This window comes from Kribbella caucasensis (assembly GCF_004361855.1).
GTDB lineage: Bacteria > Actinomycetota > Actinomycetes > Propionibacteriales > Kribbellaceae > Kribbella > Kribbella caucasensis.
The window spans coordinates 44707-61365 of record NZ_SNWQ01000018.1 but is presented as its reverse complement, the minus strand read 5'-3'; the positions used below and the strand labels follow the sequence as shown (position 1 = coordinate 61365).

16 protein-coding genes are annotated in these 16659 nt (G+C 68.4%); 10 read left to right on the top strand and 6 right to left on the bottom strand.

Features of this window, described 5'->3' with window-relative positions; all coding sequences use genetic code 11:
* Positions 1-14 precede the first annotated feature (14 nt).
* The 4 genes from EV643_RS31070 to EV643_RS31055 are packed head-to-tail and all read left to right on the top strand — an operon-like array spanning position 15 to position 4331.
* Positions 15-479: a (2Fe-2S)-binding protein gene (locus EV643_RS31070; protein WP_133803740.1), complete on the top strand. Its 465-nt coding sequence runs from the start codon at positions 15-17 to the stop codon at positions 477-479.
* A complete protein-coding gene (locus tag EV643_RS31065) occupies positions 476-2863 on the top strand; it encodes a xanthine dehydrogenase family protein molybdopterin-binding subunit (RefSeq protein ID WP_133803739.1) in 2388 nt (795 codons plus the stop codon). The genes EV643_RS31070 and EV643_RS31065 overlap by 4 nt, the downstream gene beginning before the upstream one ends.
* Complete coding sequence (locus EV643_RS31060; protein ID WP_133803738.1) at positions 2860-3714, top strand: FAD binding domain-containing protein; 855 nt, start codon at positions 2860-2862, stop codon at positions 3712-3714. The genes EV643_RS31065 and EV643_RS31060 overlap by 4 nt, the downstream gene beginning before the upstream one ends.
* On the top strand, positions 3711-4331 hold the full coding sequence (locus EV643_RS31055; protein ID WP_133803737.1) for an SRPBCC family protein: 621 nt from the start codon (positions 3711-3713) through the stop codon (positions 4329-4331). The genes EV643_RS31060 and EV643_RS31055 overlap by 4 nt, the downstream gene beginning before the upstream one ends.
* Here the strand turns inward: EV643_RS31055 and EV643_RS31050 are convergent.
* A complete protein-coding gene (locus EV643_RS31050; RefSeq protein ID WP_133803736.1) occupies positions 4317-4793 on the bottom strand; it encodes an NUDIX domain-containing protein in 477 nt (158 codons plus the stop codon). The two genes, EV643_RS31055 and EV643_RS31050, sit on opposite strands and share 15 nt — an antisense overlap.
* Positions 4790-5440, bottom strand: coding sequence for an endonuclease V (locus tag EV643_RS31045; RefSeq protein ID WP_133803735.1), 651 nt, complete (start codon positions 5438-5440; stop codon positions 4790-4792). The genes EV643_RS31050 and EV643_RS31045 overlap by 4 nt, the downstream gene beginning before the upstream one ends.
* Positions 5441-5953: 513 nt before the next feature.
* Here EV643_RS31045 and EV643_RS31040 point away from each other — a divergent pair.
* Positions 5954-7048, top strand: coding sequence for a glycerate kinase family protein (locus EV643_RS31040; protein WP_133803734.1), 1095 nt, complete (start codon positions 5954-5956; stop codon positions 7046-7048).
* A gap of 157 nt (positions 7049-7205) precedes the next feature.
* On the top strand, positions 7206-7568 hold the full coding sequence (gene erpA, locus EV643_RS31035; protein ID WP_133803733.1) for an iron-sulfur cluster insertion protein ErpA: 363 nt from the start codon (positions 7206-7208) through the stop codon (positions 7566-7568).
* 67 nt (positions 7569-7635) lie between these two features.
* Here erpA and EV643_RS31030 read toward each other — a convergent pair whose 3' ends face one another.
* Positions 7636-9084 carry an MFS transporter gene (locus EV643_RS31030; RefSeq protein WP_133803732.1) on the bottom strand — a complete coding sequence of 483 codons (1449 nt, stop codon included), beginning with the start codon at positions 9082-9084 and terminating at the stop codon, positions 7636-7638.
* Positions 9085-9178: 94 nt separating this feature from the next.
* Between EV643_RS31030 and EV643_RS31025 the strand changes: the two genes are divergently transcribed.
* Positions 9179-9889, top strand: a complete 711-nt coding sequence (locus tag EV643_RS31025; protein ID WP_166665638.1) for a TetR/AcrR family transcriptional regulator — start codon at positions 9179-9181, stop codon at positions 9887-9889.
* Between the two features lie 3 nt (positions 9890-9892).
* Here EV643_RS31025 and EV643_RS31020 read toward each other — a convergent pair whose 3' ends face one another.
* Complete coding sequence (locus EV643_RS31020) at positions 9893-10711, bottom strand: MerR family transcriptional regulator (RefSeq protein ID WP_133803730.1); 819 nt, start codon at positions 10709-10711, stop codon at positions 9893-9895.
* Between the two features lie 45 nt (positions 10712-10756).
* The gene (locus EV643_RS31015; protein WP_133803729.1) at positions 10757-12097 is read right to left on the bottom strand and encodes an amidase family protein; all 1341 of its coding nucleotides are present in this window, start codon (positions 12095-12097) and stop codon (positions 10757-10759) included.
* 121 nt (positions 12098-12218) lie between these two features.
* Between EV643_RS31015 and EV643_RS31010 the strand changes: the two genes are divergently transcribed.
* The 3 genes from EV643_RS31010 to EV643_RS31000 are packed head-to-tail and all read left to right on the top strand — an operon-like array spanning position 12219 to position 16198.
* Positions 12219-12815 carry a TetR/AcrR family transcriptional regulator gene (locus EV643_RS31010; protein WP_133803728.1) on the top strand — a complete coding sequence of 199 codons (597 nt, stop codon included), beginning with the start codon at positions 12219-12221 and terminating at the stop codon, positions 12813-12815.
* A gap of 12 nt (positions 12816-12827) precedes the next feature.
* The gene (locus EV643_RS31005; protein ID WP_133803727.1) at positions 12828-13262 is read left to right on the top strand and encodes a VOC family protein; all 435 of its coding nucleotides are present in this window, start codon (positions 12828-12830) and stop codon (positions 13260-13262) included.
* Between the two features lie 41 nt (positions 13263-13303).
* Complete coding sequence (locus EV643_RS31000; protein WP_133803726.1) at positions 13304-16198, top strand: FAD-binding and (Fe-S)-binding domain-containing protein; 2895 nt, start codon at positions 13304-13306, stop codon at positions 16196-16198.
* Here the strand turns inward: EV643_RS31000 and EV643_RS30995 are convergent.
* On the bottom strand, positions 16170-16640 hold the full coding sequence (locus EV643_RS30995) for a winged helix-turn-helix domain-containing protein (protein WP_133803725.1): 471 nt from the start codon (positions 16638-16640) through the stop codon (positions 16170-16172). The two genes, EV643_RS31000 and EV643_RS30995, sit on opposite strands and share 29 nt — an antisense overlap.
* Positions 16641-16659 lie beyond the last annotated feature (19 nt).

Below are 16659 nucleotides of genomic sequence, written 5' to 3'. Positions count from 1 at the left end.
GGCTGGAGGCTGGGATGACCCGGGTCACGGTGAAGGTCGATGGAAGCAGCTACACGGATGACGTGGAGCCGCGCACGCTGCTGGTGCATTACCTGCGCGAGCAACTGGGGAAGACGGGCACGGTAGTCGGTTGCGACACCGGTAACTGCGGCGCTTGCACGGTTCACCTCGACGGACGGAGCGTGAAGGCCTGCTCGGTGCTGGCGGTCCAGGCCGACGGGCACGAGGTCACCACGATCGAGGGGCTGGCGACGAACGGCCAGCTGCATCCGATGCAGCAGGCCTTCCACGAGAACCACGCCCTGCAGTGCGGTTACTGCACGCCCGGCATGATCATGCAGTCGATCGACCTGCTGGCCGAGAACCCGGACCCGACCGAGGACCAGATCCGGCTCGGGCTGGAGGGGAACCTCTGCCGCTGTACGGGCTACCAGAACATCGTCCGCGCCGTGAAGGCCGCCGCGGGAGGTGCGAAGTGACGTCGACACAAGAACGCCCGGCCGCCGAGATCGGTGCGCCGCGCAAGCGCAAGGAGGACGCCCGGCTGATCACCGGCCGGACCCGCTGGACCGACAACGTCGTACTGCCCGGCATGTTGCATCTGGCAATGGTGCGCAGCCCGTTCGCGCACGCCAGGATCCTGGGGATCGACACCGAGGCGGCGGAGAACGCGCCTGGTGTGATGGCCGTGCTGATCGGCACCGACCTGGCCGACGAGCAGGGTGCGCTGCCGAACGCCTGGGCGGTCGTACCCGAGCAGAAGGCGCCGACCCACCCGTCGATGGCGGTCGATCATGTCGCGTTCGCGGGCGAGATCGTTGCCATGGTGGTGGCCCGGACCGCCGCCGAGGCCGACGACGCCGCCGAACTGGTCGACGTGGACTACGAGGAACTGCCGCCGGCCTTGGATCTGAAGGCGTCCGCCGCCGACGAGGTGCTCGCGCATCCGGATCTCGGGACGAACGTGTCCGCGGTGTGGACGTTCGACTCGGCCGAATCCGGTACCGGGCAGGACGTCGACGCGGCGATCGCGACGGCGCGGGAGAGCGGCATCGTGATCGAACGCGAGATCCGGCAGCAACGGCTGATCCCCGCGTTCATGGAACCGCGGTCGATCGTCGTCGACCCGACCGCCGAGCAGCTCACCGTCTGGTCGGCGACCCAGGTCCCGCATTTCGTCCGGATCTTCATCGCGTTGGTGCTCGGGATCCCGGAGCACAAGATCCGGGTGATCGCGCCCGATGTCGGTGGCGGTTTCGGCGGCAAGTTGCAGTTCACGCCCGAAGAGGTGCTCACCGTCATCGCGGCCCGGCGTACCGGGAAGCCGTGCAAGTACAGCGAGTCCCGGTCCGAGTCGCTGATGTCGGCCCACCACGGCCGGGACCAGGTGCAGAAGGTCACGCTCGCCGCGACCAAGGACGGTACGGTGACCGGCTTCAAGGCGGAACTGCTGGCCGACATGGGTGCCTACCTCGGCCTGGTCACGTCGGCGATCCCGTTGCTCGGGGCCCTGATGTACAACGGCATCTACAAGTTCCCGGCGTACCGGCTGACCTTCACGAACGTCTTCACCAACAAGACCTGGACCGACGCGTACCGGGGGGCCGGCCGGCCGGAGGCGACGTTCGCGATCGAGCGGCTGATGGACGAGCTCGCCGCCGAGGTGGGCGCCGACCCACTGGAGATCCGGGAGCGGAACTGGATCAAGCACGAGGAGTTCCCGTTCGACACCGTGACGGGGATGCGGTACGACTCGGGCAACTACGAGGCGGCGACCGCGAAGGCGAAGGAGCTGTTCGGGTACGACGCGCTGCGCGCCGAGCAACGCCGACGCCGGGAGTCCGGTGATCCGGTCCAACTCGGGATCGGCGTCTCGACGTACACGGAGATGTGCGGACTGGCGCCGTCGCGCTGGCTGGGCTCGATGGGGTACGTCGGGGGCGGCTGGGAACACGCTTCGGTCCGGATGCTGCCGACCGGGAAGGTAGAGGTGATCACCGGGACGAGTCCGCACGGGCAGGGGCATGAGACCGCCTGGAGCCAACTCGTCGCCGATCGGCTGGGCGTGGCGTTCGAGGACGTCGAAGTGCTGCACGGCGACACCCAGATCGCGGCTCGCGGGCTGGACACGTACGGGTCCCGCTCGCTCGCTGTCGGTGGGATGGCCGTCCTGGCCGCGGCCGACCGGGTGATCGAGAAGGCCAAGCCGATCGCGGCCCAGTTGCTCGAGGCCAACGTCGACGACCTGGACTTCACCGGCGGCCGGTTCGGGGTCCGGGGCACCGAATCGGGGATGAGCATGGGCGAGCTCGCGTTCGCGGTCTTCCAGGGACACAAGCTCGACGGATCCGACGTGGAGCGCTCGCTGGACGCGGACGCGACGCTGGATCCGGACGACTTCTCCTTCCCGCACGGGACTCACCTGTGCGCGACCGAGGTCGACACCGAGACGGGTGGGGTGAAGATCCGCTCGTACGTCAGCGTCGACGACGTCGGCCTGGTGGTGAACCCGTTGATCGTCGAGGGACAGGTGCACGGCGGCCTGGCCCAGGGGATCGCGCAAGCGCTCTTCGAGGAAGCCGTGCACGACGAGTCGGGCACGTTGCTGACCGGATCGTTCGTCGAATACCTGGTTCCGTCGGCGGCGGACCTGCCGGCCTTCGTGACGGCGCGGACCGAGACGCCGGCGACCACGAACCAGCTCGGCGTGAAGGGGGTCGGTGAGGCCGGCACGATCGCGTCGACGCCGGCCGTGGTGAACGCGATCGTGGACGCGGTCCGCCATCTCGGCGTGACCGACATCCCGATGCCGTGCTCGCCGTACCGGGTCTGGAAGGCCCTTCAGGAAGGGACGAGGTCATGATCCCGGCAGGTTTCGAGTACTACGCGCCGACCTCGGTCGACGAGGCGGTGACGTTGCTCCACGACCACGAGGACGCGAAGGTGCTGGCCGGCGGTCAGAGCCTGTTCGCGGTACTGCGGGTCCGGCTTGCCGCGTTCGAGTCGCTCGTCGACCTCGGCAAGATCGACGAGCTGCGTGGGATCCGTGACGACGGCGATGCTCTGGTGATCGGCGCGATGACCCCGCACAGCGTGGTGCAGATCGATCCGCAGGTGTTCGACCATGCGAGGCTGATCTCGCTGGCGACCGCGACGATCGCGGATCCTCAAGTGCGTCATCGCGGGACGTTCGGCGGGTCCTTGGCGCATGCGGATCCGGCGGGTGACCTGCCCGCGGTTGCGGTCGCGCTGGACGCGTCGTTCGTGATCGCCGGTCCCGGCGGGCGGCGTACGGTCGGGGCTTCGGAGTTCTTCCAGGGCGTGTTCACCACCGCGGTCGGCGAGGACGAGGTACTGGTCGAGGTCCGGGTGCCCAAGTACACCGGCTGGGGTGCGCACTACGAGAAGTTCAACCGGGTCGCGCAGCAATGGTCGATCGTGGCGGTCGCGGCCGCCGTCCGGCTGGAGGGCGACACCATCGCGGAGGCGCGGGTCGGACTCACCAACATGGGGTCGACGCCGATCCGGGCGACGGCGGTCGAGCAGGCACTCGTCGGGCAGCCGGCCACCGCGGACGCAGTACGGGCTGCCGCGGAACGGGCTGCTGACGGGACGTCGCCGCCGACCGATCTGAACGGTGACGCCGACTACCGGCGGCACTTGGCGTCGGTGTTGACCCGGCGCGCGGTGCTGGCGGCGGCAGGTACTGGATGAAGCTCGACCATGAGTTCACGGTGCCGGTCCCGATCGAGGATGCGTGGGGGGCGTTCAACGATCTCGAGCGGGTAGTGCCGTGCTTTCCCGGCGCCACCCTGACGTCCTTCGACGGTGAGGGGTTCGAAGGATCTGTCCGGGTGAAGCTGGGGCCGGTCTCGTTGCAGTACACCGGGACCGGATCGTTCGCCGAACGCGACCCGGTCGCCCATCGCGCGGTGGTGGAGGCGAAGGGCAAGGACCGACGCGGGAACGGTACGGCGTCTGCGCGGGTGACGGCCAGGCTGACCGAGAAGGGTTCGTCGACGGCGGTGAAGGTCGAGACGGACCTGACGGTCACAGGTCGCCCCGCGCAGTTCGGCCGCGGCCTGATGCAGGAAGTCAGCGACAAACTCCTCGACCAGTTCGTCACCTGCCTGACCATTGAGATGGGAACAAGAGCGGCAGAGCCAGTCGCGGAAGGGCCAGCCGCGGAGGAGCAGGCGGATGTGAAGGCCGCGGAGCCGGCCGCGCTGGAGCTGAGTTCCACGCTGCTCCCAGCCTTGGCCCGCCGCCTCGCGCCGTACCTCATCGGCGCGATCCTCGCCCTCGTCGTACGACGGCTATTCCGGCGCTGACCGGTTGAAGTACGGCCCGGCGGTCCCGAATGCCGTCGGGAGCAGCGGCACGTGGTTCGCGATCACAGTGAGCCTGGCTGCCTCCTCGGCGGTGAACCAGCCGACCTCGGTCACCTCGACGGACAACCCGGCGGTACCGTCGACGATCTCGGCGCGGAAGAGGACGCCGAGGATCTGGACCCGGTTGCCGTCGGCGTAGACGACCACGACGTCCGGGTTGGAGTACACGCCCAGCAGATCCGTCGCGCGCACGGTCAGTCCGGTCTCCTCGAAGACCTCTCGCTCGGCGGTCTCGGCCGGCCGTTCGCCCGGGTCGATACCGCCGCCGGGAAGACACCATTCGCCGTTGTCGCTGCGTCTGGTCAGTAGCAGGCGATCGCCGTCGAGTACTGCTGCGGTCGCTCCGGCCCGTAGTGAAGCTGTCGTGCCGATCCGCTCGCCGTACTCGTGGGTCGTGGTCATCCGTGGGTTCCTTTCAGCGCTTGGCGGCAGGTGTGGTCGGCGGCGCGGGTCGTTTCGGGGAGGCGGTAATGCGGGGTGAGGTCGAGGATGTGCTTGGTTGCTGTGGCGAGGTTGAGGCGATGGCCTACTGAGACGAAGACCGGCTTGGTCTTGTTCTGGGTGCGCAGGACCTTTCCGACGATCTCTCCGTCGAGCAACAGGTCGCTTGCGTCGCCGCGCCGCGGACCAGGCTCCGCCCACTCGCCGACGAACGCGGTCTTGCCGACGCCGATGCTCGGCAGCCCGGTCAGTACGCCGAGGTGGCAGGCCAGGCCGATTCGCCGGGGATGGGCCAGCCCTTGACCGTCACAGACGAGTAGATCCGGTGTGGTCCGGAGTTGCTCGAGCGCATCCAGTAAGGCCGGGATCTCCCGGAACGCGAACAAGCCTGGCTGATACGGGAACGTAGTCCGGCCGCGGACGACAGCCCGGTCGACTTCCTGCAGGTTGTGGAGGACGACCACCGCGGCGGCGAGCTCGTCGCCGTCGTACGCCACGTCCAGGCCGGCGACGTACTGCGGTTCGGTGGGCCCGGGGCCGGTCGTGTCGACCAGGTGCCGGAGTTGCTCCTGGACGGCGACAGCTTCTTCGGGGGTCTGCGGCCACATGTGGTGGCAGCGTAGTCCCGATGCCGCTTAGTCAGCCGAATTGATTTTGTATTCAAGGCCGCCGCTTGCGTGGTGGCTTGCCTTGGCGCGGCCGAGGACCCGGTCGAGTGGCCGAGAGCGGAGACCGTGACCAAGTTGTCGGGAGCTCGGACAGGTTGTGTATCTGTTCACGGTCCCGCGTTGTTGTTCAGGGTTCTCGGCGCCGGGCCCGTGGCGAAGGATTGACGTCCGGCGTAGCAGCCCCGCCTTGAGCACCCACCAGTCGTCGTCCGGCCCGAACCGCGCCTGACCGATGCCCAAAGTCACGGCCCCAGTCCCGCTGCTCCGAACGGTCCGTCCAGCCGCCCAGTCGGGCCAGGCGACAATCGGGGAGGGTTTTCGCGGCGACAGGGGCGGGGTTTTGCCTCAGAGCGGGCAGGAACCCACCCCAAACACCCGGGGCAAACGAGCCCGGTCCGGCAGGCAGGTGGTGGGCGGCGGCGCGGAGCCGGGGTGGTTTGGGAGGATGGCGGTATGCGCGTGTTGATTGCTCCGGACAAGTTCGCTGGGACTCTTACTGCGGTCGAGGCCGCGGCGGCGATCGAGGAGGGCTGGCGCCGGCGTGATCCGGAGGCCGAGATCCTGGTCGCGCCGATGGCCGACGGCGGGCCCGGGTTCATCGACGTACTGTCCGCGGTCGTCGACGGCACGCTGCTGTCCGTGACCGTGCGTGGACCGCTCGGTGGTGAGGTCCCGGCGACGGTGCTGGTGTCCGGCGAGACGGCGTACGTGGAGACCGCTCAGGCATGCGGTCTGCATCTGGTCGAGCCGAAGGAGCGACGGCCCGAGGACGGTACGACGTACGGGGTCGGCCAGCTGATCGCGGCGGCTGTGGACGCCGGGGCGAAGCGGATCATCCTCGGCCTCGGCGGCTCGGGGACCAACGACGCGGGCGCCGGACTGCTTGCAGCGCTCGGAGCGACGGCCGAGGGTGGCCGTCTCGACGCGGGCGCTCGGGGACTGGCCGATCTGACCGCAGTCGACCTTCAACCGGCGCGGGAGCGGATGGCCGGGGTCGAGTTCGTGGCCGCGAGCGACGTGGAGAACCCGATGCTCGGGCTGCGCGGCGCGACCAACGTGTTCGGCAGCCAGAAAGGTCTGACTGACGACCGGAAGCCCGAGGTCGACGGCTGGCTCACCCGCTTCGCCGAACTGGCCGGCCGCAAGACCGCCGACGCCAAGGGTGCCGGCGCCGCCGGGGGACTCGGTTACGCACTGTTGCTACTCGGTGCAGATCGCGTGTCCGGGATCGACCTGGTCGCCGACCTCACCGGGCTCAAGGAGAAGGCCGGCCGGGTGGACCTGGTGCTGTCCGGTGAGGGCGCCTTCGACTTCCAGTCCCGCGACGGCAAGGTCATCGCCGGTGTCGCCAAGGTCGCCAACGACGCGATGCGGCCCTGCGTGGTGCTGGCCGGCAAGGTCCTGATCGGCGCCCGCGAGATGCGCACGATGGGTGTCGAGTCCGCCTACTCCCTGGTCGACGCCGTCGGTGAGACCCAGGCCTTCGCCGACCCCCACGGCTCCCTGGCCGCCGTCGCCGAACGGGTGGCCCGCACCTGGGCCCGCTAGCCGGCCAGTGAGGCAGATGGTTGAACTGGGGAATTGGTGTGCGACCATGGGAATGGATCCGGGACGGCTGACGTTGCTCCCGGTTGACAGCGGAACTTCCGCGCGCGGCCTCCTGCCCACCAGCGGCCGGGCGCTCAAGAGATGACTGGAGTCAGGAATGACTGAAGCGCAGACCGAGCAGGCTGTAACCCAGGCCACCGGAGTCCTGTTGACCGACGGGGCCGCGGCCAAGGTGAAAGCGCTGCTGGACCAGGAAGGTCGTGACGACCTCGCCCTGCGTGTCGCCGTCCAGCCGGGCGGATGCTCCGGCCTGCGGTACCAGCTGTTCTTCGACGAGCGTCAGCTCGACGGTGACGTGGTGGCCGAGTTCGACGGCGTGAACGTCGTCACCGACCGGATGAGCGCGCCGTACCTGAAGGGCGCCTCGATCGACTTCGTCGACACCATCGAGAAGCAGGGCTTCACGATCGACAACCCGAACGCGACCGGCTCCTGCGCCTGCGGCGACTCGTTCAACTGAGCTAGCAAAGGCCCGCTCGCCAGCACCGTGGCGAGCGGGCCTTTGTCATGCCCTCAGCCTCATGCCATCAGTGAGCTGACACCTCTTCGCGGGCCTGCCTCGGCAGGAAGCCCGTCACCATCAGGCTCACGATGAACAGGCCGACAGCCACCAGGACGGTGGTTTTGGTCGCGCTGAGGAACTGGTGTTCCGGCAGCAGCTGGAAGAAGATCGTGCCGATCACCGCGACCCCGATCGCGCCGCCGAACTGCTGAACCGCGGTCAGTACGCCGGACGCCGAGCCGGCCGCCTGGTCATCGATGGACGCCAGGATGATGTCGAACAGTGGCGCGAACACCATGCCGGCGCCGATCCCGACGACGAGCGTGGCGGGGACCAGGTCCCAGATCGTGGTCGACTCACCGGTCAGGTGCAGTGTGAACCACACTCCGCCCATCGCGACCGTCATCACCACGATCCCGAGCTGGAGCGCCTTCCGGCCGAGCTTCGGCGCGAGCAGTCCGCCGGACAGCGGCGCCCCGATCGCGATGCCGAGGGAGAACGGCACCATCGCGAGCCCGGCCCGCAGCGGGCTGTAGTGCAGTCCGAGCTGGGTGAACAGGTTGAACACCAGCATGAACCCGGACATCGCCAGGAAGAACGACGTGATCACGCCTAGTCCCCCGACGTACCCGCGGCTGCGGAACAGCGACGGGTCGATCACCGGATTCCCGGACCGCCGCTCGCGCCAGCCGAACAGCGCGAACACCGGGACGGACGAGATCATCATCAGGATCGACCACACCGGCCAGTCGAGTTCACGGCCTTGGACCAGCGGATAGATCAGCAGCCCGGAGGCAAGGCTGACCAGCACGACTCCGGCCGGGTCGAGACCGCGGGCGCCGGGTGTCTTCACCTCGGGCATGAACCGCAGTGCACCGAAGATCGCGACCAAGCCGATCGGCACGTTCACCCAGAAGATCATCCGCCAGCCGGCGTCGAACCAGTTCGCGTCGATCAGTACCCCGGCGATGATCGGGCCGGCCACCGCGGACAGGCCCATCACCGGGCCGAACAGCGCGAACGCCTTGCCGATCTCGTCCGGTGGGAAGACGGCTTTCAGGATCGCGAAGCCCTGCGGGATCATCACCGCGCCGAGCAGACCCTGCGCGATCCGGCTGCCGATCAGCAGTTCCGGTGAGGTCGCGAGCCCGCACGCGGCCGACGCGAGGGTGAATCCGACCGCGCCGATCACGAACAGCCGGCGCCGTCCGATCAGGTCGCCGAGTCGGCCGAAGCTGATCAGCCCGATCGCGAAGGCGAGCGTGTACCCGGCCAGCATCCACTGCAACGCCGAGGTCGACCCGCCGAGCTCGGTACGGATCGACGGCGCCGCGATGTTGACGATCGTCGCGTCGACCAGATCCATGATCTCGGCGACCAGCACGGTCCCGAGCACGATCCATCGCCACTTGTACGCCGGTGCCGGCGGCGGCTGGTGTTCGACCGCAGGGGCGGTCGTGGTTGAGGTCGTCATCGATGCTCCTGAAGGGCGAATGGTGTTCGTGGACGAACACCGTTCTACCGCGAACACTGTTCCAGTCAAGTACGGTGTTCGCTACAGTGGTGGCATGACCCAGTCGCCGTGGCAGCCCATCAGTCCCGAGAAGCCGGCTCGTCCGGTGCGCGAGCCGCTCAGCCGGGAGCGGATCGTGGACACGGCGATGCGGATGCTGGTCGAGCAGGGGTACGAGGCGGTGTCCATGCGCAAGGTGGCGCAGGCGCTCGGCACCGGCCCGGCGTCGCTCTACGCGCACGTCGCGAACAAGCAGGAGCTCGACAACCTGCTCGTCAACCGGGCGGCGCGGGAGATGGAGTTCCCGGAGCCAGATCCGGACAACTGGCAGGAGCAGCTGAAGGCGTCCATGCGCGAGATGCTGCGGGTGATGCGCGCCTATCCAGGGGTGGCCCGGGCCGCGATCGGGCAGATACCGCTGGGGGAGCAGGCGATGCTCAGCACCGAGCGGTTCCTCGCGATCTTGAAGGCGGGCAACCTGCCGGACCAGGCCGCCGCCTGGGCTGTCGACCTCATCCCGCTGTACGTCACCGCGGTCGCCTTCGAGGAGAGCGTGCAACGCACCTGGGAGTGGACCGAGGACGATATCGAGGGATTCGTCTCCGAACTCCGCTCCTACTTCAACTCGCTGGACCCCCAGCGGTTCCCGATCACTATCGCCCTGGCCGGCGCCCTCACCTCCGGCGGCAGCGGAGACGAACGCTTCGAATTCGGCATCCAGGTCATCACCGCAGGTCTGGCTTCTCTGGCGCGCCAGCAAGGCTGAGGGTCAGGCGATGGGTTCCTGGAGCTCGGTGATCCAGGCGGACTGGTCGTCGGGACAGTGGAGGTAGAACTCCCGCGAGGGCCCGTTCGGATGGTGCCCGTTGTCGTCCACCCAGCGGCCAAGAGCTTGCCAGGCGGGCAGTACGGCGGTCATCGGGCCTCGGTGGATGGTTGTCGCGGCCCGGGTCGCGGGGAGATCGGTGACCTCCATGCCGTTGAGGTCGTCGCCCGGCCGGACGTCGGCGGGCACCGCAGCGTGGACCTGGACCTCGTCCTCGTTGTCCGGCGTTCGTTCGTAGTAGCAGATCAGGCGGCCGACCGGGCGGACCGTGGATTCGGCCAGCCGGCGGCCAAGCTCGGCGCAGAGGGGGTGCACGACCGGGCCGATGTCTTCGGGGGTGAAGCTGGCCGCGGTAGTGCTCAGGGCGACCAGGCGGATCGCGTCCAAGGTCTTGATCACGACGTCGAACGCATCGGACTTCGTGCCGATCTGGAGCGCGCGGAGCCGGGTCTCGACCTGGGCGAGGCGTTCGCGCCGCTCGGCGACCTCCGACTCCAGTTCGCTCTGGCGGACCGTGAGCATGGTGCGAACCTCATCGGTGCCGACCTTCTGGTCGCGCATCGTGCGGACCTGTTCGAGCGAGAAACCGAGCTCCTTGAGCGCGACGATCTGGTTGAGGTCCCACAGCTGGCCGACATCGTAGTGGCGGTAGCCCGTGGTCGGGTCGACGCGGGCAGGTCTCAGCAAGCCGATCGCGTCGTAGTGCCGCAGCATCCGCACCGACACCCGGCCGTACCTGGCGAAATCCCCGATGGTGAACATGCCCCGCTCCCTCCGTGCTGGCCCGCTCCTCCGAGCTGAGATGAGTCAATCAGCTACCAGCTCGGCGAAGCTGATGATCGTGTCGTCGTTGTGGATATCGCCGATCACCTGCAGGCCGACCGGCAACCCGTCGGCGGTGGCGCCGGCCGGCATGCTCAGCGCGGGCAGACCGGTGTACGCAGCGGGTGCGATCCAGAAACCCTGCGCCGCGTAGGGCTGTTCGCCGGCCGTCGTGGTGATGGTCCGTTCGTCGAACGATCTGCTGTCGTGCGGGAACGCCGCGGTAAAACTCGTCGCGCACAGGAACGCGTCCACCTCGCCGAAGAACCGTTGCCAGGCCGACCGAGCCGCCATCCGCCGATGCTCCTGCTCGATCACCTCGCCGAGCGACGCGAAGTCCGGATCCGAACCGTACAAGGCGAAGAACAGCTCCATCTGGAACCCGAACGCCTCGGCCTGCGCCCCGGCATCGACGCCTTCCGGCCAGCCTTCGAAGATCTTCACGCCACGGCGAGCCAGGTCGTCCACCAACGCCGACAACACATCACCCACGTCACCGGACACCGGCGCATACGGATGGTCCAGAACGACGCCGATCCGGAAGTCCGGCAGCCGGCGGTGTCGCGAGGGCTGCAACCGCCAAGCGCCTGGCGCTGTCGCGGGACCACCCGTGACAGTCAAGGCGGTCCGCAGATCCGCCGCCGAGCGAGCCATCGGCCCGATCGCCGACAACGGGGGGAATTCGGTCTCCAGCGCCGGCGGTCCGGGTGGCTGGAACCCCTTCAGTGGAACGACTCCGGCTGTCGGTCGCAGCCCATACACCCCGCAGTAGCTCGCCGGCAGCCGGATCGACCCGGCAAGATCGGACCCGTACTCCAGATTGGTCAGTCCGGCGGCCAGCGCGGCGGCGCTCCCACCACTCGAGCCGCCCGGCGTCCGGGTGGGATCGACGGGGTTGTTCGTCCGGCCGTAGATCTCGTTGTCGGTCTGGCCGAAGTCGGAGAGCATCTCGTGCGCGTTGGTCTTGCCGATCACGATCGCGCCCGCGTCCTGGAGCCGGCGGACGACCAGGGCGTCCTCGTCGGCCACATACGAGGCGAAGTCTGGGTTGCCCCAGGTCGTGTGCAGCCCGGCGACGTTGATCGCCTCCTTGACCGTCATCGGCACGCCGTGCAGTGGGCCGAGCTCGCGGCCGGACGCGACGGCGCGATCCGCGGTCTCGGCGGCGGCCAGGGCGAACTCGGCCCGGGTCTCGACAACGGCGTTGATGGTCGAGTCCGCCGCGATCCGGTCGAGCAGAGCCGCCGTCACGTCCCGCGACGACGCCTTGCCCTGCCGGATCTCCGCGGCGAGCTCGGTGGCTGAGCTGAACTCGTTCTCTGTCATGCCTCAGGTGTAGGCCCTGACACAGTGTCAGGGTCAAAATCCGACGGCTTCAAGCGCAAATCCCGCCCGCGCAAGGCCGAGTCGTTGACAAGATTTAGACAGTGTGCAAATAATCCGAACTATGTTAAAGAAGCCGGCTGGGGGGACCTGGCACGAGGCCCGGCGGGAGAGTGCCCGGGCCGCGGTGCTCGCGGCCGCCTGGGAACTGGTCCGGGAGGTCGGGCTGGGCGCGTTGTCGCTGCGGGAGCTGGCCAAACGGGCCGGGATCACCACGCCGACCGTCTACGCCTACTTCGAGTCGAAGAACGCAATCCTCGACGCGATGTTCGCCGAGGCCGCGCAGAGCTTCGTCGACCTCAAGGCCGGGTTGCCGGCGACCGACGACCCACGCCAGGACCTGCGGACCGAGACAGCCGCCTTCGTCGAGTTCTGCGTGTCCGACGTACCGCGTTACCAGCTTCTGTTCCAGCACTCCGTCCCCGGGTTCACCCCGTCGGCGGAGTCCTATGAGCTCGCCGTCCAGGCCCTGGAGGTCACTCGCGAGCTCCTCGCACGCAACGGCGTGCACGATCCGCGGTACCTCGACATCTGGACCGCCGTCACGACCGGCCTGGTCGACCAGCAGGTCTCGAACGACCCTGGTGGCGACCGGTGGAGCCGGCTCGTCGACGACGTCATCGGGATGTTCCTCGCGGAGTTCGCGGGGACCAGTTCGTAAAGGGGGACAACCATGTCCACAGCAGGCCGAGCCAGGCTTCACCACCTCGCGTTGACCGTGACCGACCTGGACGCCAGCGTCCAGTGGTATGGCGAGGTCTTCGACGTCCATCCGGTGATGGACATCCCGCACCAGGGCGGCGTCGGGCGGATCCTCGCCGATGCCGATCAGCAGCTGATGATCGCGCTGCACCGCCACGACACGAACGACGGTGGGCTCGCCGCGGAAACCACCACCGGACTCGATCACGCCGGCTTCACCATCGGCAGCCGGGAGGAACTCGAACTGTGGCAGGAGCACCTCGAGGCCAATGGGGTGATCCGCGCCGACACAGCGGACAAGCCGCTCACCCAGTCACCGATCGCGGACGAGCCGTACGCGTCGGTGCTGGTGTTCCGCGACCGGGACAACATCCAGCTCGAACTCTTCGCGCCGGTCAAGCACTAGCACCAGCACGCCGTTCCGTCGCGGTAGGTAGATTGGCGGCGATGTCCACACCAGCCTCGTACGACGTCCGCCGGCTCGCGCAGGAGCTTCGAGGGGCTCTGCGTGGGCCGGTCGGCGACGACACGCGCAGCCGGGCTCTCTACGCGACCGACGGCTCGAACTACCGCGCCGTGCCCGACCTGGTCGTCGTACCCGCGGACCAGGAGGATCTCGCCACGGCCGTCACGCTGACCGCCCGAGCGGGGGCGCCGGTGACGCTGCGCGGTGGCGGTACGTCCATGGCCGGCAACGCGATCGGAGGTGTCGTCATCGACGCATCCAGGAACGTCAACCGGATCCTCGGCATCGACCCAACATCCCGTACTGCGATCGTCGAGCCGGGTGTGGTTCTCACCGACCTGCTTGCCGCGGCCCGGCCGTACGGTCTCGCGTTCGGAGCCGATCCGTCGTCCGGGAGTCGCGCGACGCTCGGCGGGATGATCGCGAACAACGCGTGCGGTGCGCATTCCGTTGCCTGGGGCACCACGTCCGACAACGTCCGCTCGCTCGACCTGGTCCTGGCCGACGGCACCCGCTGCACGGTGGATGCTATCGGCAACAGAGACGAACTGGCCAAACGGCCAGGACGGGAAGGAGACCTGCATCGGCGGCTGCAGTCCTTCGTCGACGAGCACGAGCTGGTCATCCGGCGGCGGTTCGGTCGGTTCAGCCGGCAGATCTCGGGCTACGCGTTGCACCGGTTGCTGCCGGAGAACGGGTACGACGTGGCGCGGCTGCTGTGCGGCAGCGAGGGCGGGTTCGCCGGGACGCTGCAGGCGACGGTCGCGCTGACTCCGTTGCCGGCGGCGAAGGTGTTGTGCGTGCTCGGCTTCGGCGACTCGATCTCGTCGGCCGACTGTGTGCCGGTCGTCCTGCGGCACGGTCCGCTCACGATGGAGTCGATCAACCTCGACCTGGTCGATCGGCTACCCGCCGAGGTCCGGGACGCCGCCATCGAGGCGGGCCTACCGGCGGGACGCGCCTGGTTGCTGGTGGAGGTGGGTGGGGCGGATCATGCCGATGCCGTTCTCGCTGCGCAGAAGATGCTCGAGGAACTGCGCGACTCGGGCTCGCCCGCAACTGCCTCGCTGGTGACCGATCCGGCCGCGCAGAAGGTGTTGTGGCGATGCCGGACGGACGCGGCCGGGCTGGCGACTCGCCGCGCCGACGGAGCCGAGGCGTGGGGTGGTTGGGAGGACGCGGCGGTTCCACCCGAGCGACTCGGTGCGTACTTGCACGGACTGGATGAGCTACTCGGCCGACACGGGCTCTCCGGAGCGTCGTACGGGCATTTCGGCGAGGGCTGCATGCACATGCGGATCGATTTCGACTTGTTCAGCCAGCGCGGGCTTGCGACATACCGGACCTTCGTCGAACAGGCGACGGATCTTGTCGTGTCGCTGGGCGGCTCTGTGTCTGGCGAACACGGTGACGGGCGGGCGCGGTCCGAACTGCTCAGTCGCATGTACGGCGTGGACGGGGTGCGGCTGTTCGCGGAGATGAAGGACATCTGGGACCCGGGCCGCGTGCTGAATCCCGGCGTGATCGTGGATCCACCGCCGCTGGACGTGGGGATCCGGCACGTCGGCGCGGCGAAGGATCGCGAGCTGCTGACCGTGTTCGCGTATGCCGACGACAACCACGACTTCGCGCAGGCGCAGCGGCGGTGTGCCGGGATCGGCAAGTGCCGGCAGAGTTCGGGCGGGGTGATGTGCCCGAGCTACCAGGTGACGCGCGAGGAGTTGCACTCGACGCGCGGCCGGGCCCATCTGTTGTGGGAGATGCTCGAAGGGGAGCTCGTCACGGACGGCTGGCGTTCGACCGAGGTACGGGACGCGCTGGATCTCTGCTTGTCCTGCAAGGGCTGCCTGTCGGACTGTCCGGTCAACGTGGACATGGCGACATACAAGTCCGAGTTCACCCATCACCACTACGCCCGTCGCCCCTGGGCTCGGCCGATGTCGCACTGGTCGATGGGATGGCTGCCGCTGTGGTCCCGGATCGCGTCGCGGGCGCCAAGGCTCGTGAACCGGCTCGCTCGCCTGTCGTTGGTGAAGCGGCTGGGCGGGATCGCGCCGGAGCGGGAGATTCCGGCGTTCGCCGAGCAGACCTTCACGTCCTGGTTCGTTGCCAGGGGCAAGCAGGCCGAGGGTGGTCGCGGCAAGGTCGTGCTCTGGCCGGATACGCTCACGGATCACCTGGCCCCGGAGATCGGCCGGGCCGCGGTCGAGGTGCTGGAGGCGGCCGGGTACGAGGTTGTGCTGCCGGACAAGCCAGTCTGCTGCGGGCTGACCTGGATCTCCACTGGCCAACTGGGTATGGCCAAGCGCGTGCTGAGGCGTTCACTGGCGAACTTGGCGCCGCACCTGGCCGCCGGTACGCCGATCGTCGGGCTGGAGCCGAGTTGTACTGCGGCCCTACGCCATGACGCCCTGGACCTGTTGCCCGGGGACAACCTCGCTGCTGCGGCGGCCGGATCGACGTACACGTTTGCGGAGTTCGTCCAACGGTCGGGGTGGCAGCCGCCGAACGTCGGGGGAGAGGCGTTGGTGCAGACGCATTGCCATCAGCATGCGGTTCTCGGGTTCGATGCCGATCGGTCGGTGATGGCCGCGGCCGGGATCGAGGCGGTCGTCCCGGACTCGGGATGCTGTGGTCTGGCGGGGAACTTCGGTTTTGAGCGAGAGCATTACGCCGTGTCGAAGGCGGTCGGTGAGCGGGTCCTGCTGCCCGCGGTTCGGGAGGCTGCGGAGTCGACCGCGATCGTCGCCGACGGGTTCAGTTGCCGGACTCAGATCGCGCACGGCACTCCTCGGCGTGCCCAACATCTCGCCCAGCTTCTCGCCGCCGGCCTGCACGTGAGTCCGGCTAGTGCTGCATCGGGAAGGCCCGGATGATCACTGCGGTCGAGGTGGTCTCGTCGTCGTCGACCTCGCCGACGTAGTCCTGGACGACGCGGCGCAGGCGGGCGCGGAGTTCGACGAGTTGACCCTCGGTCAGGGACACGACCTCGCTGAAGGCGAAGTCCTGGCCGGGGGAGGTTCGCTCACCGAGCCAGGTCGCGTAGGCGACGTCCTCCAGTTCCCGGTTGAGCGTTGACTCCGCCTCGATCGCGCGTCGCCATGGCTTGATTCGCCCGGCCGCGTCGGGGACCGGCTCAATCAGCCCGAGCGCTTCCAGCCGGCGAAGGTGGAACGAACACGATCCCGTGCTCTCGCCCAACTCCTGCGCCGCCACGGTCGACGTCGTGGATCCATCGCGGTCGATCAGCTCAAGCAGTGCGTCTCGCAGCGGGTGACCATGGACGTGCCGTCGATCGGTGCGGCGTTGTCCGGGCATGCGTGGATCCTAGCAACGA